Below are 20,169 nucleotides of genomic sequence, written 5' to 3'. Positions count from 1 at the left end.
ATAATCAATCACACTTGATTACCGGGGAGTGGACGTTAATGGAACAGCAGGATTTATTTGATGTAACGGTTATTGGAGGAGGACCAGCAGGCCTTTACTCCACTTTTTATAGCGGACTTAGAGAAATGAAAGTTAAACTGATTGAATACCAGCCTCGGCTAGGCGGGAAAATTCATGTCTATCCGGAGAAAATGATTTGGGATGTAGGAGGGCTGACACCCACTACTGGGGAAAAATTAATTGAGCAGCTAGTGGAGCAAGGCTTAACATTCAATCCAACAGTCGTCTTGAATGAAAAAGTGGAATCAATCACACGTAATGAAGAAGGTATCTTCGTTTTACATACAGCTTCAGGGCAAATGCACTTTTCCAAAACGATCATTGTCGCGGTTGGCGGCGGAATTCTGAATCCGCAAAAGTTGGAAATAGACGGGGCAGAAAGGTTTGAAGTCTCCAATTTAAACTATACCGTTAAGTCCTTCAATCGATTCAAGGATAAGACGGTAATCATTTCAGGCGGCGGGAATTCTGCAATTGACTGGGCAAATGAATTGGAGCCCATCGCCAAAAAGGTTTATTTGACATACAGGAAAGATAGTTTAGCCGGTCATGAATCTCAAGCGAAACAATTGATGGAAAGCTCTGCCGTTTGTATCTTGAATACCACGATCACAAAATTGATCGCTTGTGCTGATCATGAATCAATTGAACATGTTGAACTGACGAATCATGAAACGGGCGAGGTTTCTTACTTGCCGATCGATGAAGTCATCATCAATCATGGTTATGAGCGTGATACATCGCTGCTTCGAAATAGTAAAGTGGATATTGCCATAGCCGACAATTATTATATTGAAGGTACTGCCGCCAGTGAATCCTCGATGGATGGTATATACGCTGCCGGTGATATCCTTAAGCATGAAGGGAAATTGAACCTTATAGCAGGCACTTTTCAAGATGCAGCAAATGCCGTAAACAAGGCAAAGCAATATATCCAGCCTGACGCTAACGGAGTGGGCATGGTCTCTTCCCATAATGAAGTCTTTAAAAAGCGCAATAGGGAATTGATCAAAGAAATGATGAGACCGGCGGGGGTCCTTTAAAGGGAAACGAAAACTGAAAGCTGTTCGAAATGTCTCACCCCGAACCATGATGATAAAACAAGACTTGTTTATCCTTCATGGTTTACTTTTTTATGGATGGAATCCCATAGGATTGAAGAAATTTGCGACACTCCTGCCGAATAACTGGCTAGCCAAGACCCCACAGGCGCTTGCGGCGAGGAGGCATGGCAGAAAGTCGGCGGAAAGGGAGCGGATTTCTGAAAACAGCTGGAACTTCTTCGGATTTTTCTAAGTCTAAAAGCTCCAGGGCCTCATGGGCCCTGGAGCCTTTAGCATCTTCGATATTATAGAGATTCTTTAATGACCTTCTTGTAATGAAATACGGATAGGATTCCGAAGATCGAATACAATGCCGTGTATAATGCCATAACGATGATCATAGGTGTCCAAACTTCGGTCCCGAATAAGAACCATCCTGATTGGACTGCGAAATAACTGTGAAGCAGACCGACCACTAAAGGAATGCCGAAATTGAAAACTTGTTTTGCTTGGATTCCCCTTAGTAAGTCACCTCGCGTGAATCCCAGTTTTCTTAAGATGGTATAATTGGATTTTTCACCTTCACTTTCATCCATTTGTTTGAAATATAGGATACAGCCGGATGTGATGAGGAATGTTAATCCCAAGAAGCCGACGATGAACATGATAAGGCCCATATTCTTCTTCTGGGTGTTGAACATTTCTAATTGGGAATCATTAACATGTTCTTCTTTAAAACTCATTTTATTGAATAGATCATTCGCTTTTTCAACTTCAGCTTCATCCTTCACATCAATGCCGATATTTACAGATGAAACTTTTTGGATTTTCGGGTCGACATCCTTTTTCAAACGGTCGAATATCGTTTGGTCTACAATGGCAACGGGCAATCCGCCGTTCGTGAAGTAATAGGACACGAAGGTATCATCATTCAATCCCATATATGTTTGCGGAATCACTTCGTGTTTGCCCTTAAGTTCAATCTTTCCTGAATCCTTCAAGGACATGAACTTCTCCATCATATTACTGTATCCGCTGAAAAGGGTCTCATCTTCAGCGAGGTTGATTCCTTTAACGGATTCATCACTGATGACGGGAACGGTCATGATGTCCGGATCAAAGTTCACACCTTCGAGGCTAGTCTCCATTATTTCCTTTACATTGACATCCACTTGAATGACATCAATCACCTTTTCGCCGTAATCAATTTCACTGTCTGATAAAGCTTCTTTGAATGCATTTGCATCTTCCATATCCGTCATGGAAAAATCGGTAGGGATACTGCTTTGTGCCATTTTCTCCGCTGAGTAGTAGGAGATATAGCTTAATGATAATAACCCAATCGCCAGAGCGGAAACGGTCGTGATGATCGTCAATAATATCGCATTCGATTTCATCCGGAACATGATGGATGAAAGGGACAATACTTCATTGATGTTCAAATAGCCATTTTTCTTTTTACGGACGATATTAAAGATGAAGCTTACGGATCCTTTATAGAATAGGTAGGTACCGATGATGACGGATGCCAAAATGAAGATCATGGCCATAAAAAGCTCGGTCATCTGTGAAAAAGCTCCATCGAATAATTTGGATGAAACGACATAGCCAGCAATGATCAGGATGATCCCGAATATCCCGATGATCATTTCGACCATCGAAACCTTTTTCACTTTTCCTTCAGTCATTGAAGTCACTCTAAACAATGATAGAATGGTCTGCCTTTTAATGAATGCATAATTCATCAACATGATGAAAAGATAGATGGCGCTAAAAACGAGCACGGTTTGAACAAGCGGCTGAAAAGAAAATTTAAGGGTAGCGATCGCCTGGACACCCATTATTTTAAAGAGTATCATGATGATTAATTTTGAAGCGGCAAACCCTACAAAGATTCCCAGGAATACGGAACAGAAATACAGGATCAGGTTTTCCACACTCAGGATACGGAATATTCTGTTCTTCGTCATGCCTATCAATTGGAATAAGCCAATTTCTTTACTGCGTCTTTTTATGAAAATGCTGTTGGCATATAAAAGGAATATGGAAACAATCGCAACAAGCAGGATTGATGCAGCCTTGATGGAGGCAGCCCCTTTCACTGTACCCTCCGCTGCATCCATCGATGGGTCATATTGCAAGGTGACGAAAGCAAAGTAAAGGGAAGCGCTGAAGACCAGGGCAAACACATACAGATAATAGTTCTTCAGATTCTTTTTCAGATTTCGAAAGATGAGTTGATTAATGCTCATTTTGAACCCCTCCCAATACACCTTGTGTTTTCATGATGTCCTTGAAGAAGGTTTGTCTGGATTCTTCACCTTTATTCAATTGTGTATATATTTGTCCATCTTTAATGAAAATGACTCGGCTGCAATAACTGGCCGCCACTGGATCATGGGTTACCATGATGATCGTCGCTTTGCGCTTTCGATTCATTTCACTCAGTTTGTTCAGTAAGTCGGAAGCTGATTTGGAGTCAAGCGCCCCAGTCGGTTCATCCGCAAATATGATGCTTGGATCATGGATGAAAGCCCGTGCTGCAGAAGTACGCTGTTTTTGACCACCGGAAATTTCATTTGGGTATTTATCCTTCACTTCATATATGCCCAGTTCCTTCGCCACGGTATCAAATTTTTGTGCCGCTTCATTATTGGGCGTTTTTGTAATGGATAAGGGCAAAAGGATATTTTCTTTGACAGTTAGTGTGTCCAATAAGTTATATTCCTGGAAGATGAAGCCCAGATGGTTCTTCCGGAATTCGGCCAACTTCTTTTCTTTCATCCCCGAAATCTCTTTTCCATCGATCGTAATGGTGCCGTTGCTGATTTTATCGATCGAGGAAAGGACATTCAGCAAAGTCGTTTTTCCAGAACCGGAAGCACCCATGATACTTACGAATTCACCTTCTTGTATGCTTATATCAAGACCCTTTAATACTTCTTGTTTATTGAATTTATTACCATAGCTTTTATGGATTTTTTTCGCTTCTAATATATTCATTTGGATACACTCCTTTTTTTCTATATCCTCATTATAAAAGGCCATGTATTTCTTTTCCTTCGTTTCGACGAACAAAGAATAAAAGCATGTGACACTTTTGTCACATGCTTGTGATATTCACGAAATCATTTCTTTTTGGGAAGGTCAAGGTAACGGTTGTCCCGGTTCCAAGCTCTGATTTGACGTCAATGGAGATGAATAGGGATTCGGCTGCATTCTTGGTCAAATATAAACCCATGCCGGTTGCCGCATTGTCACGATGGTTTGTCGTGGATGTAAATCCTTTATCAAATATGCGGGATAAATCCTTTGGGTCGATGCCCCGTCCGGAATCCTGCACTTCAAGAACCGTTTGACCGGCTTGCTCATGGCTATATATCGTAATATCTGAGTTTTCACTGTATTTAATGGAGTTGGTCAAGAGCTGCCTCATGATGAAGGCCAGCCATTTGGCATCACTAAGCACTTCGGTTACATCCAATTGTATGTCGAAGCCGATGCCTTTTTGAATGCACCATGATCGCAGCGTTTTAATCTCATCAAAGATTATTGTTTCCAAATCGGTTTTCTCTATATACAAATCATTTTCGATGAAAGGCATGCGCCTTTGATGGAGCTGCTGATCAAGAAGAAGGTGAATGCGCAGCCACTCATAAGTCAAGTGTGATTTCAGCAATTCATCATCCAAGCGGTCAATCATTAAATGCATCGCCGTCAATGGCGTCTTGACTTCATGAATCCAAGATAATAATTCATCCTTCTCCTGCTCTAAAGTCATTCGGCCAATTGCTGCGGATCTCTTCAATAATTCGGTTTGGTTAATGATGCTGTTTTCTATGATTTTTTCGAAAGGGCTCTCTGGTTCGGCTATATTCGTTATATCCAGGTTGTCTTCCCGTGCTTCTAAACTTTTATAAAAATACGTTTCTTTTTTATAGCGGAAAATCAAAAACATACTGAACATGAGCAAAGATAAAAAGGCAATATACAGTATTGGCTTTAACGGAATGGCCGAATCAAGATAAGCGACAAAGATAATGAATAGATGAAGAAGTATGTAGAATGTGATCCAGCTGAACCTTTCCATGAGATATTTTCTGATCATGCATTTGCCTCTTCCACGGCGATATAGCCCTGTCCGACCTTCGTTTCGATAAAATGCCCTAAACCAAGTTCATCCAACCTCTTTCGTAAACGGTTCACATTCACTGTAAGGGTGTTATCGCTTATGAAACGCTTGTCATCCCATAAGCTGTTGATCAATTCTTCGCGGCTTACGATCTTGTTTTTCTGTTCAATAAGCTTTTTCAAGATGAAAATTTCATTTTTTGTCAATTCGATGGTGCCAGTCTCGGCCGATACCGTGTTCTTCTCATAATCCACCGTTGCACCGCACCAGGTTTTCAATTCGATCTTTTCGGTATTGTAATTATAGACACGGCGAAGGGTGGCCTGTATCTTCGCGATGAGTACATCGAAATGAAAAGGCTTCTGGATAAAATCATCAGCTCCAAGCTGCATGGACATCACCATGTCGGTAGGATGATCACGTGAAGATAAAAAGATGATGGGAACATTGGAATGGGCCCGGATCATTCTGCACCAATGAAACCCATCAAACTTCGGCAACTGTATATCAATGATGACCAAATCAGGTTTTATGTCCGTGAATTCCTGAACCACTTTACTAAAATCACCGATTCCGTAAATATCATAAGACCATTGCGCCAATCTATCTTTAATTTCATTGAATAACGTCGTATCATCTTCTATCAATAAGAGTTTAAACAATGGGTTCACCGCACTTTCCAGCTTTTTCTTAAAAGTATATAGGAAAACCTTTATAGGTTCTAGAGGAAGGGAGGAACAGGAGTTGTAATAGCCTGCCGGTTGTGTGTAAACCATTATTATATTAAAATTGGCATTAACGAATGGAGGAAGTGAATTTATGTCTGATTTTCCTAATTGCCCTGCATGTGATTCAGAATATACATACGAAGACGGTAGTCTTTTTGTTTGCCCGGAATGCGCCCATGAGTGGACGGTGGAAGCGGAAACGGAAAATGGTGACCAAAAGAAGTTTATCAAAGATGCTAATGGAAATGCCTTGAACGATGGTGATAACGTTACGGTAATCAAGGACCTTAAAGTGAAAGGCAGCTCATCCGTCTTAAAAATGGGCACAAAAGTCAAAAGCATCCGTCTGGTTGATGGAGATCATGATATTGATTGCAAGATTGATGGATTTGGTGCAATGAAATTAAAATCCCAATTTGTTAAAAAGGTATAATTATAAAAAACGGCATAATCCATTGATTAGGCCGTTTTTTGCTTCTTAATAAACTTTGTCACCGTTAAAGATTGAATTCTTAACGACCACATAATCCACATTCCTGATGGCTTCCAACTTTGTACCACCTGCATATGAAATGGAAGACTGAAGATCTTGTTCCATTTCCTTCAACGTATCTTCCAAAGATCCTTTGTGCTCGACATACATCTTTTTACCTTCGACGTTTTTCTTTTCACCTTTTTGGAATTCAGAAGCTGATCCAAAGTATTCTTTAAAGGCCTTTCCGTCTTTCTCGATCGTTTGACCTGGAGATTCCTCATGTCCAGCAAATAGTGAACCGATCATGACCATCGAAGCTCCAAATCTAACTGATTTAGCAATATCACCGTTCGTGCGAATACCGCCGTCAGCTATGATCGGCTTGCTTGCCGCTTTTGCACACCAGCGAAGTGCAGCTAATTGCCAGCCGCCTGTTCCGAATCCAGTCTTGATTTTAGTGATGCAAACTTTCCCTGGTCCAATGCCAACCTTTGTAGCATCGGCACCGGCATGTTCCAATTCCCGTACCGCTTCAGGAGTTCCCACATTTCCTGCAATGACAAAACTTTCAGGTAAATGTTTTTTTATATGCTGTATCATCTTTATCACGGCATTGGAATGGCCGTGTGCAATATCTATAGTAATGTATTCAGGTACAATGTTGTCTGCCGATAATTGTTCAATGAATCCGTATTCTTCTTCTTTAACGCCGACACTAATGGAAGCGATCAATTCTCGCGAATGCATATCTTTAATGAAAGTCAGTCGTTTTTCTGGCTCAAAACGATGCATTACATAAAAGTAACCGTTTTCAGCCAAGTAAATGGCAATCTTTTCATCAATGATCGTTTGCATATTGGCAGGTACTACAGGTAACTTGAATGTATGTTTACCTAAAGTAACGGATGTATCACACTCAGAACGGCTATTTACTACACATTTTGCAGGAATTAATTGAATATCTTCATAATCAAACACGTTTTCCATGTTATGCACCTCTATATACGAATATTTTTGTCTTTTTTAATAAAAATTGTTCGCCCATTAGGTAATGTACATCATTTTTGACAGTAAGTCAAAATTTTTATTGGTTTTATTCTGATTTTATTTCAACTTGATGGGAAATCCGTAACAGGATAGGAAGCGAAATAGACAACGAAAATGATTTCCACACCAGGCACTCGCTTTCCGCGGGCGGCGGGAGCCTCCTCGGCGCGCGCCTGCGGGGTCTCCCATGCCACGCTTTTCCCGCAGGAGTCTCGTACCTTCCGTTCCAATCACCTTTGTTTTATTTAGATAGAACCCTTTTGTCTACAAACTAAATAATATTTGTTTGCCAACATTTTTTTTGTGGGTTTGTAAAATGGGAACGTTGATTTCCACTCCAGGCACTCGCTTTCCGCGGGCGGGCGGGCGCCTCCTCGGCGCGCCTGCGGGGTCTCCCATGCCACGCTTTTCCCGCAGGAGTCTCGCGCCTTCCGTTCCAATCAACTGGACGTTTTTTAAAAGAAAAACTGCAGGCCGGTCTCATCTCGAACCATGTTTAAGACTAGTTTATCCTTCATGTTTTTGCCTGTACTCCTTAATGGATGGAAGAATTTGCGACACTCCTGCCGAATAACGGGCTAGCCGAGACCCCACAGACGCTTGGCAGACAGTCGACGGAAAGGGAGTGGATTTCTGAAATCAACTGGGATTTTAAAAAGAAAAAACTGCAGGCCGGTCTCATCTCGAACCATGTTTAAGACTAGTTTATCCTTCATGGTTTTTTCCTGTAATCCTAATTGGATGGAAGAAATTTGCGACACTCCTGCCGAATAACGGGCTAGCCGAGACCCCGCAGGCGCTTGCTTTGATGAGGCTTGGCGGACAGCCGGCGGAAAGGGAGCGGATTTCTGAAATCAACTCGAACGTTTTTATTTGTCTACAGCATGAAATTCTAAAGTATTTTTACCAATCCGGACGGCTTTTACACATTTACGTTTTTTTACATCTTCTTAACGGGACCGACATGGGACTAAGTTAAAATGATAAGGAATAATGATTAAGAATGGGGGGATTGGCATGAAGGTTGAATTACATTGTCATACGAACATTTCAGATGGTTCCAGTTCTTTTGAAGAACTATTGGAGGTTGCAAAAAGGGAGAGCATTGGTCATTTAGCAATTACGAATCATGATACAACGATGAGATTGCAAGAGATGATGGAACGGGGAAAGGAAATAGGAATTGAAATCATCCCTGGTATAGAAGTTTCTGGTTATGACTTTGCAAGAGGAAGGCGTGTACATATTTTGGGCTATTTTGTTGAGCCTGGTCATAAGGCACTTGAGGAGCTTTGTAATCCACTGATTGAAAAAAGGAATGCAGCTTCTGAAAAAATGGTGGACCGGCTAATTCATGCAGGATATCGGATAACTTGGGATCAGGTTTCTAAATTCAGGGGAGGAACCGGTGTTTATAAACAGCATATTATGCTAGCGCTGCGGGAATCGGGTTATACGGATTCTATCTATGGAGATTTGTATAAGAAGATCTTCAGTCGCGGCCAATATGGAGAAGAGCCAGGCATTGCCTTTATTGCTATGGAGTATGTGGATGCTATCCTTGCTGTGAAGGCGATTCGTGCTGCCGGAGGCGTTCCGGTCCTAGCTCATCCTGGACAATACGGGAGCTTCGAAATTATTCCTGATCTTGTAGAAGCAGGGCTTGAAGGGATTGAAGTTCTTCATCCGCATCATGGTCATGAAGAAGAGGAAAGAGCGATTTCATATGCAGATCAATATAATCTCATTAAGACAGGAGGTTCGGATTTTCATGGGGATTATGGGGAGAAGCCGATTCGGCTTGGCAGTATGAGCCCTGGAAAGGAATGCGTGAATGCTTTGAAATTAAGGAAAAAAAGCATGTCCATTAATGATGTTGTATTGAAAAATATCGATCTATGAAACCAGGAGTTTTTGCTGTTAAAGCGACTAGATCATATGCCGGATGAGCCATTTGAAAGACTGAACAATGCAGGATGATGGATTTAAAAGATTCATATAATAAGTATTCCTTTTGTTCTGGTAATTGACCAGGACTTTTTTTTTACAAGAAAATCATGATAGCTTCATATTTTCTCATTACACTGACATTAACAAGGAAAAATTGGTATTTGGAATATTTAAAGGGGGATTTCTGTTGGCGGAAAAAAACTTTTTAGTAGATCATTTGATATCTGAAATTAAGAGTGGGACCTTTCAATTGGATAAAAAGTTACCTTCAGAGCATATACTCGCCGATCAATTTAATGTACCCAGAATGGTTGTCAGGAAGGCATATGAGCAGCTTCAAGATTTAGGCTTTATCTATTCAAAGCAAGGTAAGGGAAGTTATGTCCAGGAAACCAAGAAACAAATTCCGTTAATTCTATCCGGAGATGTTAGTTTCACCGAGAAAATGAAAGAATTCCAGTTTTCCTTTCAAACGAGTACTATTTTTTGCGAAGAAGTTTCTTATGATCAGAAGATTTTTCAAAGCCTCAATGTGGAAAGTGATGACAAGGTTTTTAAAATTGGCAGGCTTAGGTTAATGGACGATTTCCCGATTGCTCTTCATACATCTTTTGTAGCAAAATCAACATTTCCTGAAATAGAAAAGGACGGTCCTGATATTACCTCTATGTTTCAATATTATAGGCAGCGTGGCTTTGTGGAATTCGGATCCAGCAGGAGCACGCTGAATGTGATTTTTCCTACTCTATTCGAACGGGATATTTTGCAGTGTTCAAGTTTAATTCCACTTTTGCAAGTGGAATCATTATGCCGGGATAAGAAGATCAATCAAGTCCTTGAGCACACGGTCATAATCTATCGAAGCGATTGTTTCACATATGTTATATAAAAACTTCCATTCCAGATATCGGTCGAATTCACTAGTAAATGCCCTGAATTCACGAGTGAAAATACGAAACTCACGAGTAAATGCTCTGAATTCACGAGTAAAAGTACGAAACTCACGAGTAAATGCTCAGAATTCACGAGTAAAGCACGAAATTTGAATAGTGTATGACTGTTTATGTTAGGGCTTTTAACAAATTTCCTACAAAGATTTACTCTTTCTTAACGTACGCTCACTTGGCAACAAGATACATTGAAGATGTAGCGGGAAACTAAAACATTGGAGGCCAATGGAATGAGAAGAAGGGAAAGAACCGAGATTTTGATTCAAGGCTCTGAGGACATTGCGAAGGAATTTGCCAAGGAAATAGCAATGAAATATAAAGTTACCGTCATTCAAAAGCCAGAGAGTGCTCTTGTGCTGCTAAAGACAAGGGAAACGGCAAAAAAGAGCTTGTTTTATCTAGGGGAAATGCTAGTGACAGAATGCACGGTCCAAATCCAGGATTCCATCGGGATTGGCATCGTTAAGGGACATCGCGAAGAGCTGGCACATAGTTTAGCGATCATTGATGCTGCTTATCAGGCTGATCTTGGCGAAACGAGATCATGGTCACATGTATTAGAAAATGAGAAGAAGAATATACAGAAAAACCTTCAAGAGCTGAATCGATCAATCTTAAGAACCAAGGTTAACTTTGAAACAATGGATGTTCAATAAGAGGGGGGAAAGCAATGAATTTGGATGTAGTTCATGATATACAAACTGTTTATCGGAAGCTTGTAACGGCGACTTCAAGGCCTGGAACGTTAGTGGTTTTGGAGAGGGAAGCCAAGACGTTGGATGTTCAAACGGAATGCTTATCTTCGACTATCCTGCTTGCACGCACGGTACTTGACCCTGAAGTGACTTTTAAGGTCATTGCAAAGGAGGAGGAGGAGGTGTCAAGAATGATTAATCAGCTTACTTATTCTAAGCCTGTCGATTTGCCGGAAGCGGATTTTATCTTTATTTTACATGATGCCTCCGACGATCAAATGAAGGAAGCGATGACTAAAGCAAAGGTAGGAAATCTGTTGAACCCTCATGAATCGGCAATGATCATTCTAGAAGTACCGGATGTGACGAAAGGGAACCCAATGATCCTTTCTGGACCGGGAATTCAAGAGGAATCGTTCATAAGCCTCCCGAATGTGTCCGCCTGGCTGGGTGTAAGGAACGAAAAAAACATAGAATTCCCGTTAGGAATTGATATGTATTTTGTGGATCAACAAGATCGTTTAATAGCTTTACCGAGAACGACTCAAATCAAAGAAAATGGGGGTGAGATTATATGGGATATGTTGCAGTAAAGGGCGGAACAAAGGCGATTGAGGAATCCATCAAACGCTTAAAGTATGAGCGGGTCAAAAAAGGGACGGCTATGGAGCTGCATAAGATAGAAGCTGGGATGAGAGGGTTGATTGATCAGGTTATGTCAGAAAGCAGTTTGTATGATCAATCACTGGCTGCACTTGCCATTAAACAGGCTGAAGGCAATCCGGAAGAAGCTGTTTTCCTCTTGAGAGCCTATCGATCCACTTTGCCGCGAAAGCATGTTTCACGAGTGATCAGTTCTGAAAATATGAAAGTGGAGCGGCGGATTTCAGCTAGTTTTAAGGATGTACCTGGCGGACAGATTTTAGGTGCCACGACCGATTATACACATCGGTTACTAGATTCGGAGCTGGAAAATGAATCGGATATAAGCATTCAGGAGTGGTTACGGGCTTTTCAAGAAGAAAATCGTTCAACAGAATATCAGGACCATATGGATGATTTAAACTCTCTACCTAAAGTTTTGGACTACTTAAGAAGTGAAGGTTTATTAGCAAGCTGTGAAAACAATGATACGCAGCCTGGGGATGTTACAAGGAAAAGTCTGGAGTTTCCTTCAATGCGGAGTGAACGCCTGCAAATTTTAACAAGAGGCCAAACCGGTGCAGTGACATCACTTGCTTATGCAGTCATTCGTGGATATGGTGCACTGCACCCGACAGTAGGGGAACTACGCCTAGGCCAGCTGCCCGTTCATCTCGATCACCCGCTGCTGGACGACGGGCAAGAGGAAGATAGCTATTATATTGGGGACTTCGCAGCAACTGAGGTAGAGATGCTGATTCCACTAACGGTAGAGAAAGAACAAGGCAAAAAAGAAATAGAGTTTGAAATTGGCTATGGCATGTGCATGGGACAAAATGAAACGAAAGCAATCGCAATGGGCATCTTGGATAATTGCCTGGAAAAACCCAACAAGGAGTTTCCAAGTCACAACGAGGAATTCGTTCTTTATCATATAGATTCAGTGGAATCAACGGGTTTCATCTCCCATTTGAAGATGCCTCATTATGTTACGTTCCAATCCAAGCTTGATAGCATTCGGAAGTCGAAAGATAAGACCACAGAGCAGGAGGTTGGATTGCATGAATAAAACCTATAATTTTGCATTCTTTGATGAAGGGTCGAAACGGGAAATTAGAAGGGCAACACTGAAGGCGATTGCCATTCCCGGTTATCAAGTCCCATTCGCTTCAAGGGAAATGCCGATTGGACGTGGTTGGGGCACAGGCGGCCTGCAGTTGACATTGTCATTGATCGGAAAGGATGACGTCCTTAAGGTGATCGACCAAGGCTCGGATGAATCCGTAAATGCCGTTAACATAAAAAAACTCGTATCTGATACCACTGGGGTAAGGACAACGGATAGCACAAAAGAAGCCTCTTTAATCCAGTCTAGACACAGGGTGCCGGAAGTGCCGCTGCAACGAGACCAGATTTTAATTCTTCAAGTTCCGTTACCGGAACCTTTAAGGAATTTTGAGCCGAGCGAACATGAAACGAAAAAGCTGCATGCCGAGAGAGAGTATAGCGGAGCATGGCTTATGTTATTTGAACAAATTATGAAGTACGGAATAATGGCGACGGATGCAGATCATCCGGTGATGGTTCACGACAGGTATGTCATGGCACCAAGTCCAATACCAAGATTCGATAATGCCAAGCTGGACGATAATGAAGCGCTCATTTTGTTAGGTGCAGGCAGGGAGAAAAAGGTATATGCAGTACCTCCATATACAAATGTATCATCTTTGGCTTTTGATGATTATGAATTTGATATCGAGTCCTTTGCAAATCATGCTTGCATTCTCTGCGGGTCCAATGATGTGTTTTTGGATGAACTTGTTGATGAGGAATCAGGGGAAACGTATTTTCAATGCAATGATACAAGCAATTGCCTTGAAATGGTCAATCAAAAACAATCATTGGGAGTGAATTAAATGTCTGTGCTTGAGGTTCCCGTATTATCAGTTAAAAAAATGAACAAACAGTATGGTAACGGATGTTCGACATGCAAACATATGAAATCAGGAAAAGTGACGAAAAACTATTGTCACGAATGCGGGACGGTTTATGCCTGCCGAGATGTGACATTTGATTTGTATCACGGTGAAGTTCTTGGAATTGTAGGGGAAAGCGGCAGCGGCAAATCCACTTTAATGAAAAGTTTGTATTTTGACGAAGAAGTAACCGATGGAGAACTGTATGTGGCTGGCTTTGAGGGTGGAAAAAAGAATTTATTCAAGGAGTCTGCCCAGAAAAAAAGATATGTTCGAAACCAATTGATGGGAAAGGTTTATCAAAACCCGATTCTAGGGTTGAAAATGGATTTCTCCTCGATAGGCAATATTGCTGAAAAGTTAATTTCAGCTGGGAACAGACATGTTGGCAGCATGGAATCAAGAGGCGCCGAGCTCCTTGAGGCAGTCAATATTCCCATTCATCGAATGAAAGAAGAACCAAGGAATTTCTCAGGCGGAATGCAGCAAAGGGTCCAGATAGCTAAGGCATTGTCCAACAATCCACCCATACTGCTATTGGATGAGGTCACCACGGGTTTAGATTTATCAGTTCAAGCAAGTGTATTGGATATAATTAAAGGCCTCCAAAGAGATTTGAATATTAGCATTGTATTGGTTTCACATGATTTGGGCGTAATCCGAATGCTTGCAGACCGTACGCTCGTTATGCTGGAGGGTAAAGTAATCGAGCAAGGTTTAACAGATCAAATACTCGAAGATCCACAGCATCCTTATACCCAGCAATTAGTACACTCGCTGCTGTAAAAGAAACTAAAGAAAATGGGGGAAGAGACATTGTTGCTGATTAAAAATGGAAAAATAATAACGGAAGACTCGATCCTGATGAACCATGATCTCTTAATTAAGGATGATAGAATTTGCCGGATTGCACCTGTGGGAGAAATCGAAAGAAGTTCTGGGATGGAAGTGCTGGACGCTTTGGGCGGATATGTTTCACCCGGTTTTATTGATCTCCATTCCGATTATATTGAACATATGACTGCGCCGCGCCCCACTTCTTTAATGAATTTTCATTTGAGCTTAAGAGAAACGGAAAAGGAACTGATTACGCACGGGATTACGACCATGTTTCACTCACTGTCGCTCTATAAATCAACTGAATACGCATATAAGCCAATTCGTGAGCCTGAGAATGTAAGGAAGCTCATTGACTTAATTGATCAAACACATAAGATGAAGCACCTGGTCCGTCATCGGTTTCATGCTCGTTATGAAATCGATAATTTGGAGGATATTGATAGTCTAAAAGAATATGTTACGGAAAAGAAAGTGCATCTGGTCTCATTCATGGACCACACTCCAGGACAAGGGCAGTATCGGCATCTAGAGATTTATCGAAACACTTTAAGGGGGTATAACGATTATAGTGATGAAGCCATTGATGTGATGATCCGGACTCATCAAGTGAAAGAAAAGCTGACCATTGAAAGAATGAAGGAAATTGCACTGCTGGCAAGAGAAAACAATATTGCCGTTGCCTCACATGATGATGATTCAATAGAGAAGCTTGAATTGGTTCACAGCTTTGGAACGAGTATAAGTGAATTTCCAATCACACTTGAGATTGCCCGTAAGGCCCATGATATGGGGATGTATACTATAGCCGGTGCACCAAATGTGCTTTTGGGAGGTTCACATAGCGGGAACTTAAGTGCTTCTGAAGCCATTCAGGATGGAAGCATAGACATATTATGCAGTGATTATTACCCAGCTGCCCTTCTGCATTCAATGTTTGAATTAGTCGAAAGCCATGGGATGGATCTTGTCGATATGTTTAAGCTAGTTACGATTAATCCCGCAAAGGCAGTCAAGATGGAGGACGAAATTGGTTCGATTCAGGAAGGGAAAAAGGCTGACATACTTATCATTGAAAAAATTTCTGGTGATTTCCCTGTGATAACAACTGTGATTGTAGATGGGAAATTGATTCAAAAAACGAATTACAGGATATAAATTCTAGAAAGCGGGTGGCAAGGTGGAGAACATATTGGAGATCAATGATTTATCCAAGTCTTTTATTTTACATAATCAACGCAAACATATCCATGCGGTCAGCGACATTTCGATCCGAGTGAAAAAAGGCGAATTTATTGGCATTACAGGCAAGAGCGGCAGCGGCAAATCAACGATCCTAAAATCGATTTATGGTACCTATCGGGTTCAAGTAGGAGACATCTGGTATGATTCTTCCCACTTTGGTGCGATCAATTTAGCAAAAGCAACTGAAAGGGAGCTGATTTACCTGCGTAAGCATGAGATTGGGTATGTATCCCAATTTTTAAATGTCATGCCAAGAACTACAGCAAGGCAGCTTGTGACCGGGGCCATCCTTGAAATGGGACAAACCAGGGAAATGGCCAATATCGAAACAGAAAAAATCCTCGATCACTTTGAAATAGGAAAAGAGCTATGGGACAGTTACCCTGCTACTTTTTCAGGAGGAGAGAAGTTAAGGTTAAATATAGCAAGAGCAATGGTGAAAAGGCCGCGGCTCCTCCTGCTGGATGAACCAACTGCAAGTTTGGATCACGATTCTAAAGTGAAGGTGAAAACCCTCCTTGAACAGCTAATGAACGAAGGAACGACAATGCTGGGCATTTTTCATGACTTAGAGTTCATGAATCGGTTAGTAACTAAGGAATATAGCATGCAGAATGGATGTTTTAATCAAGCTATTCAAAAAATTTAACGATTGATTCACATGAATTTTACTGAATATTCAGCCTCCTTAACATCAGGTTAGTATTGTACCGGTATTGTTATATGGGAAGTGACTGAAATAAGAAAAGGTTCTATAAAATGGAGGGGAGATTTAACGTGAAAAAATCGATGATGTCCATATTGATGTTAGTTAGTTTGCTGGTGTTTACAGGCTGTTCTTCTAGTAGTTCAACAGGTGCAAATGAAGATGATACATTAACCATAGCATGGCTGCCAAATGAATCAGGGGAAGATTTAGGGGAAGCCCGCGATGAAATCGGGAAGATCTTAGAAGATGCCACAGGAAAGAAAGTCGAACATAAAACAACTACGGATTATAACATTGCAATCGAGGCAATTGCTAACGGAAACGCAGATTTAGCATTCCTGGGAGCACAAGGATATATTGAAGCAAACAACAAAAACGATAGTGTTCAACCTCTAGTTGTTCCAAGCGGTGAATCAGGTACGTTGGATGATGCAGTCTATAATAGCTGGCTGGCTGTTCAAAATGCAGATGAGTATAAAATTAACGGCGAATATAAGATAGATGGTATCCAAGGGAAAAAGTTCTCTTTCGTATCAAATAGTTCTACATCCGGCCTCAAAGTTCCTTCCACAGGAATCGTTGATTACTTTTCGCAGCAAGATAAGTTTAAGGAATTAAAGGCCGAGGATTTATTGGAAGGCGGGAAAGATAAATTCTTCAGTGAAGTGCTTTATGGCGGTTCACACCAAGGATCAGCTGTAAATCTATTAACCGGGAAAGCGGAAGTGGCAGCTTTTTGTGACACATGTGTCAATAATTATGTGGAGCTGGCTGATGGGGAAGAGAATAAAGCAGGTGCCATGTATAAAGTAAAGAAGGATGCAGCTGAACCCTTTAACACAGTTGTAGATAAGACATTCTCACTCATTTCAGTGACACCGGTTTTGAATGCACCTTTCGTTGTTAACACCGAATTAGTCAGTGAGGAAACACGTGAAAAAATTCTTGAAACGTTGATGTCTGATGAAATAGCAAATAACGAGAAAGTTTTTGTACCAGAAGATTCTAAGTTATCCGGTCTTTTTAAAAGGGTGAGCGGAAAAGAAAGGTTGGTAGAAGTCGAGGATGACTGGTTTAATCCAATTCGGGAATTATCTAAATAAAGGCAGTAATATGTAGGAGGATCATACATGAAAACATTATTGGAAGTGAAAAATGTCTCAAAACATTTTGGAAGTGGTACAAAGGCGTTATCCAATATTGACTTCACTGTGAAAGAAGGAGAGTTCGTTTCGATCATAGGGCCATCTGGAGCAGGGAAATCAACTCTTCTTCGATGCATCAATAGGATGATCGATGCTTCTAGCGGAGAAATCATTTTTGATAATGATCATGTATACAAGGTGAATAAAAGGGAGTTAAAGAAAGTACGCAGGAAAATAGGGATGGTTTTTCAACATTACAATCTTGTAAATAGATTAAGTGTAATTGAAAATACCCTGCATGGAAGATTAGGCTATAAATCTACACTGGCAGGAATCCTTGGCCTTTATAGTGAAGAGGAGAAACTTCAGGCTGCTAAAGTTCTCCAAATTCTCGGCCTGGAAGATCTGATCTATAAAAGGTCCGATCAATTGAGCGGAGGCCAGAAACAACGGGTTGGTATTGCCCGGGCGCTTATCCAAAATCCTAAATTGTTATTGTGCGATGAACCGATTGCCTCTCTTGATCCGAATTCTTCCAAAGTGATCATGGATCATTTAAGGAATATCTGCACTTCCATGGGAATCACAGTTATAGTCAACCTGCATCAAGTCGATGTGGCCCTGAAATATTCGGATCGAATCATCGGTGTTAATAGTGGCAAGGTTGTTTTCGATGGCACAACTCAAAATATAACCTCAAATGATATCCATCAAATTTATGGTTCAGATGAAGGAAAGTTGATTTTTGATTTGGGAGGTTCCCATGTCGGCTGATGTTTTTGCAAAAAAGAGAAGAAATTCACTTGTATTGTTTTTGCTTATTGGGGCTGCGACGGCTGTTTCCATTATCATTACAGAATTTAGCATCGCAAAAGGGGCTGCTTCGGTTCCTAAGGCCATACAATGGTCGTTATCGAACTTTTATCCAACAAAGGATTCCCTTACCAAACTGCCAGACATTTTGATAAAGCTGAAGGAAACACTTTTAATATCCGTTGCTGCTACCACACTCGCGGGAATATTGGCCTTTGTATTTGCGATATTGGGTTCCGATACGACAAGGGTGAATGCCTTTTTCGGAGGTTTTAGCCGTGGGGTAGCAGTTTTATTTAGAAATATTGATGTCTCAATATGGGCGTTAGTTCTGTTATTTTCGTTTGGACAAAGTTCCCTGACCGGTTATTTTGCCTTGTTTTTCGGATCTTTCGGTTTTTTAACAAGAGCTTTTATTGAAACGATCGATGAAGTGAGCTGCAGTTCCGTAGAAGCTTTGCAGACAACCGGCGCAAGTTATCTAACCGTCATTTCGCAGTCTGTTATCCCTTCAACCATTCCGCAAATGATCAGCTGGGTGCTTTTTATGATTGAAACGAATATCCGGAATGCAACATTGGTCGGACTGCTTACAGGATCGGGTATTGGTTTTACGTTTAATCTTTATTATAAAAACCTTAGTTATGACATTGCCAGTCTTGTCGTCATTACGATCATCATTTCGATATTATGTATTGAATTGATCTCAAATTATGTGAGGAGGGTGATTTTATAATGCAGGCAGAGGGTCCAATCAAACCATTTCCTTCTCCTACCGGTCATGATTTAGATAAAATGCTACTTGAACGGCTATCCAAAAAGCCCTTCTCGAAATCTTCGATCGCCATTAGGTTGAGTGTGCTGGTACTAGCTGTTTTGACTATATACGCTTTTGCCAGTTTTGATTATAAGGATGTTAAATTGTGGGACGCACTATTACTTACCGTCGACAATTTGAAGACCATGTTTTTTGAACCGCATCTGAAGCACTTTACCTTTACTCAAGCGCTTTATCAGGTGTGGATCACATTAGGTTTAGCTTTCTTAACGACAATATTTGGTGCAATCATTGCCCTGATGTTGGGACTTTTAGCGGCTGGAAATATCTCGTCCAAGCCATTATCGATTATCATAAAGGGATCGGTTGCCCTGATCAGAGCCGTTCCTACCGTGTTATGGGTCCTCATTTTTGCAGTCGCAGCAGGGTTGGGCAGTGTAGCGGCAGTTATAGGGATGACGTTTCACTCCATAAGTTACCTTGTGAAGGCCTACTCGGAATCCTTCGAGGAAATTGATAAAGGTGCTATAGAAGCCCTGCAAGCAAGCGGTGCGAATTGGTGGCAAATCGTGTTCCAAGTCATCATTCCATCTTCGATCACTTATATCATTTCATGGACTTTCATGCGCTTTGAAATCAATTTTGCAGTGGCAGTCGCAATGGGCGCAGCGGCAGGCGCAGGGGGAATCGGCTTCGATATGTTCATGGCAAGTGGATTTTACTTTGACTTGAGTGAAATTGGGGCAATCACTTATTTTATCCTGATAATTGCAATCTGTCTTGAAATCTTCGCAACTCAGATCAAAAGGAAACTAAAAGTATCATCTTGATACTAAATATGGGTTCTGCCCATCTATCAATTTGGTGCAGCCCCTGACAGTCACGTTCGTTTCATAGTATGCATGAAAAAAGACCACAAATGGAGTGGTCTCTTTATTTGTTCT

At 41.2% G+C, this 20,169-nt stretch carries 20 protein-coding genes; 15 read left to right on the top strand and 5 right to left on the bottom strand.

Features of this window, described 5'->3' with window-relative positions; all coding sequences use genetic code 11:
• Nucleotides 1-38 precede the first annotated feature (38 nt).
• A complete protein-coding gene (locus tag J7E52_RS16840; RefSeq protein ID WP_214748819.1) occupies nt 39-1,103 on the top strand; it encodes an NAD(P)/FAD-dependent oxidoreductase in 1,065 nt (354 codons plus the stop codon).
• A 305-nt stretch (nt 1,104-1,408) separates the two neighbouring features.
• Here the strand turns inward: J7E52_RS16840 and J7E52_RS16835 are convergent, their stop codons facing one another.
• The 4 genes from J7E52_RS16835 to J7E52_RS16820 all read right to left on the bottom strand — a co-directional run bounded on the left by J7E52_RS16835 (nt 1,409) and on the right by J7E52_RS16820 (nt 5,897).
• Nucleotides 1,409-3,355: an FtsX-like permease family protein gene (locus J7E52_RS16835; RefSeq protein WP_214748816.1), complete on the bottom strand. Its 1,947-nt coding sequence runs from the start codon at nt 3,353-3,355 to the stop codon at nt 1,409-1,411.
• Nucleotides 3,345-4,106: an ABC transporter ATP-binding protein gene (locus J7E52_RS16830; protein WP_214748813.1), complete on the bottom strand. Its 762-nt coding sequence runs from the start codon at nt 4,104-4,106 to the stop codon at nt 3,345-3,347. The genes J7E52_RS16835 and J7E52_RS16830 overlap by 11 nt, the downstream gene beginning before the upstream one ends.
• 100 nt (nt 4,107-4,206) lie before the next feature.
• Nucleotides 4,207-5,211 (bottom strand): sensor histidine kinase, encoded by a 1,005-nt coding sequence (locus J7E52_RS16825; protein WP_214748811.1) that lies wholly within the window; start codon nt 5,209-5,211, stop codon nt 4,207-4,209.
• A complete protein-coding gene (locus J7E52_RS16820; RefSeq protein ID WP_054400643.1) occupies nt 5,208-5,897 on the bottom strand; it encodes a response regulator transcription factor in 690 nt (229 codons plus the stop codon). The genes J7E52_RS16825 and J7E52_RS16820 overlap by 4 nt, the downstream gene beginning before the upstream one ends.
• Before the next feature lie 157 nt (nt 5,898-6,054).
• On the opposite strand from J7E52_RS16820, the gene J7E52_RS16815 reads away from it, so the two are divergent.
• Nucleotides 6,055-6,396, top strand: a complete 342-nt coding sequence (locus tag J7E52_RS16815) for a zinc ribbon domain-containing protein YjdM (protein ID WP_214748808.1) — start codon at nt 6,055-6,057, stop codon at nt 6,394-6,396.
• 45 nt (nt 6,397-6,441) lie between these two features.
• On the opposite strand, the gene guaC is transcribed toward J7E52_RS16815, so the two are convergent.
• Nucleotides 6,442-7,425, bottom strand: a complete 984-nt coding sequence (gene guaC, locus J7E52_RS16810; RefSeq protein ID WP_192206137.1) for a GMP reductase — start codon at nt 7,423-7,425, stop codon at nt 6,442-6,444.
• Nucleotides 7,426-8,502: 1,077 nt separating this feature from the next.
• Between guaC and J7E52_RS16805 the strand changes: the two genes are divergently transcribed.
• The 13 genes from J7E52_RS16805 to J7E52_RS16745 all read left to right on the top strand — a co-directional run bounded on the left by J7E52_RS16805 (nt 8,503) and on the right by J7E52_RS16745 (nt 20,055).
• Complete coding sequence (locus tag J7E52_RS16805; protein WP_214748805.1) at nt 8,503-9,387, top strand: PHP domain-containing protein; 885 nt, start codon at nt 8,503-8,505, stop codon at nt 9,385-9,387.
• Nucleotides 9,388-9,622: 235 nt separating this feature from the next.
• Nucleotides 9,623-10,324: a GntR family transcriptional regulator gene (locus J7E52_RS16800; protein WP_214748803.1), complete on the top strand. Its 702-nt coding sequence runs from the start codon at nt 9,623-9,625 to the stop codon at nt 10,322-10,324.
• 291 nt (nt 10,325-10,615) lie between these two features.
• Nucleotides 10,616-11,041 carry a phosphonate C-P lyase system protein PhnG gene (gene phnG, locus J7E52_RS16795; protein ID WP_214748800.1) on the top strand — a complete coding sequence of 142 codons (426 nt, stop codon included), beginning with the start codon at nt 10,616-10,618 and terminating at the stop codon, nt 11,039-11,041.
• A 14-nt stretch (nt 11,042-11,055) separates the two neighbouring features.
• Nucleotides 11,056-11,673, top strand: coding sequence for a phosphonate C-P lyase system protein PhnH (gene phnH / locus J7E52_RS16790; protein ID WP_214748796.1), 618 nt, complete (start codon nt 11,056-11,058; stop codon nt 11,671-11,673).
• Entirely contained in the window at nt 11,655-12,791 is a 1,137-nt protein-coding gene (locus J7E52_RS16785; RefSeq protein ID WP_214748793.1) for a carbon-phosphorus lyase complex subunit PhnI, read from the top strand. Before phnH ends, J7E52_RS16785 begins: the two co-directional genes overlap by 19 nt.
• Complete coding sequence (locus J7E52_RS16780; protein WP_214748790.1) at nt 12,784-13,638, top strand: alpha-D-ribose 1-methylphosphonate 5-phosphate C-P-lyase PhnJ; 855 nt, start codon at nt 12,784-12,786, stop codon at nt 13,636-13,638. The genes J7E52_RS16785 and J7E52_RS16780 overlap by 8 nt, the downstream gene beginning before the upstream one ends.
• Nucleotides 13,639-14,484, top strand: coding sequence for an ATP-binding cassette domain-containing protein (locus J7E52_RS16775; protein WP_214748787.1), 846 nt, complete (start codon nt 13,639-13,641; stop codon nt 14,482-14,484).
• A 30-nt stretch (nt 14,485-14,514) separates the two neighbouring features.
• The gene (gene phnM / locus J7E52_RS16770; RefSeq protein WP_214748784.1) at nt 14,515-15,693 is read left to right on the top strand and encodes a phosphonate metabolism protein PhnM; all 1,179 of its coding nucleotides are present in this window, start codon (nt 14,515-14,517) and stop codon (nt 15,691-15,693) included.
• 22 nt (nt 15,694-15,715) lie between these two features.
• Nucleotides 15,716-16,429 carry a phosphonate C-P lyase system protein PhnL gene (locus J7E52_RS16765; RefSeq protein WP_214748781.1) on the top strand — a complete coding sequence of 238 codons (714 nt, stop codon included), beginning with the start codon at nt 15,716-15,718 and terminating at the stop codon, nt 16,427-16,429.
• Between the two features lie 128 nt (nt 16,430-16,557).
• Nucleotides 16,558-17,592 carry a phosphate/phosphite/phosphonate ABC transporter substrate-binding protein gene (gene phnD / locus J7E52_RS16760; protein WP_214748778.1) on the top strand — a complete coding sequence of 345 codons (1,035 nt, stop codon included), beginning with the start codon at nt 16,558-16,560 and terminating at the stop codon, nt 17,590-17,592.
• A 27-nt stretch (nt 17,593-17,619) separates the two neighbouring features.
• Nucleotides 17,620-18,408 carry a phosphonate ABC transporter ATP-binding protein gene (gene phnC / locus J7E52_RS16755; RefSeq protein WP_214748775.1) on the top strand — a complete coding sequence of 263 codons (789 nt, stop codon included), beginning with the start codon at nt 17,620-17,622 and terminating at the stop codon, nt 18,406-18,408.
• Nucleotides 18,398-19,183 carry a PhnE/PtxC family ABC transporter permease gene (locus J7E52_RS16750; protein ID WP_214748772.1) on the top strand — a complete coding sequence of 262 codons (786 nt, stop codon included), beginning with the start codon at nt 18,398-18,400 and terminating at the stop codon, nt 19,181-19,183. The genes phnC and J7E52_RS16750 overlap by 11 nt, the downstream gene beginning before the upstream one ends.
• A 59-nt stretch (nt 19,184-19,242) precedes the next feature.
• Entirely contained in the window at nt 19,243-20,055 is an 813-nt protein-coding gene (locus J7E52_RS16745; protein WP_214749060.1) for a PhnE/PtxC family ABC transporter permease, read from the top strand.
• Nucleotides 20,056-20,169 lie beyond the last annotated feature (114 nt).

Source organism: Bacillus sp. ISL-34 (assembly GCF_018613325.1).
GTDB lineage: Bacteria > Bacillota > Bacilli > Bacillales > DSM-1321 > Peribacillus.
Note: the sequence above shows the minus strand (reverse complement) of the source record. Positions and strands in the feature narration are given on the sequence as shown.

Coding starts and splice junctions, on each gene's coding strand:
- phnG (WP_214748800.1), top strand. CDS start 10,616: ATGAGAAGAAGGGAAAGAACCGAGATTTTGATTCAAGGCTCTGAGGAC.
- phnH (WP_214748796.1), top strand. CDS start 11,056: ATGAATTTGGATGTAGTTCATGATATACAAACTGTTTATCGGAAGCTT.
- J7E52_RS16805 (WP_214748805.1), top strand. CDS start 8,503: ATGAAGGTTGAATTACATTGTCATACGAACATTTCAGATGGTTCCAGT.
- J7E52_RS16785 (WP_214748793.1), top strand. CDS start 11,655: ATGGGATATGTTGCAGTAAAGGGCGGAACAAAGGCGATTGAGGAATCC.
- J7E52_RS16840 (WP_214748819.1), top strand. CDS start 39: ATGGAACAGCAGGATTTATTTGATGTAACGGTTATTGGAGGAGGACCA.
- J7E52_RS16745 (WP_214749060.1), top strand. CDS start 19,243: ATGCTACTTGAACGGCTATCCAAAAAGCCCTTCTCGAAATCTTCGATC.
- J7E52_RS16815 (WP_214748808.1), top strand. CDS start 6,055: ATGTCTGATTTTCCTAATTGCCCTGCATGTGATTCAGAATATACATAC.
- J7E52_RS16830 (WP_214748813.1), bottom strand. CDS start 4,106: ATGAATATATTAGAAGCGAAAAAAATCCATAAAAGCTATGGTAATAAA.
- J7E52_RS16835 (WP_214748816.1), bottom strand. CDS start 3,355: ATGAGCATTAATCAACTCATCTTTCGAAATCTGAAAAAGAATCTGAAG.
- J7E52_RS16780 (WP_214748790.1), top strand. CDS start 12,784: ATGAATAAAACCTATAATTTTGCATTCTTTGATGAAGGGTCGAAACGG.
- J7E52_RS16775 (WP_214748787.1), top strand. CDS start 13,639: ATGTCTGTGCTTGAGGTTCCCGTATTATCAGTTAAAAAAATGAACAAA.
- guaC (WP_192206137.1), bottom strand. CDS start 7,425: ATGGAAAACGTGTTTGATTATGAAGATATTCAATTAATTCCTGCAAAA.
- J7E52_RS16825 (WP_214748811.1), bottom strand. CDS start 5,211: ATGATCAGAAAATATCTCATGGAAAGGTTCAGCTGGATCACATTCTAC.
- phnC (WP_214748775.1), top strand. CDS start 17,620: ATGAAAACATTATTGGAAGTGAAAAATGTCTCAAAACATTTTGGAAGT.
- J7E52_RS16750 (WP_214748772.1), top strand. CDS start 18,398: ATGTCGGCTGATGTTTTTGCAAAAAAGAGAAGAAATTCACTTGTATTG.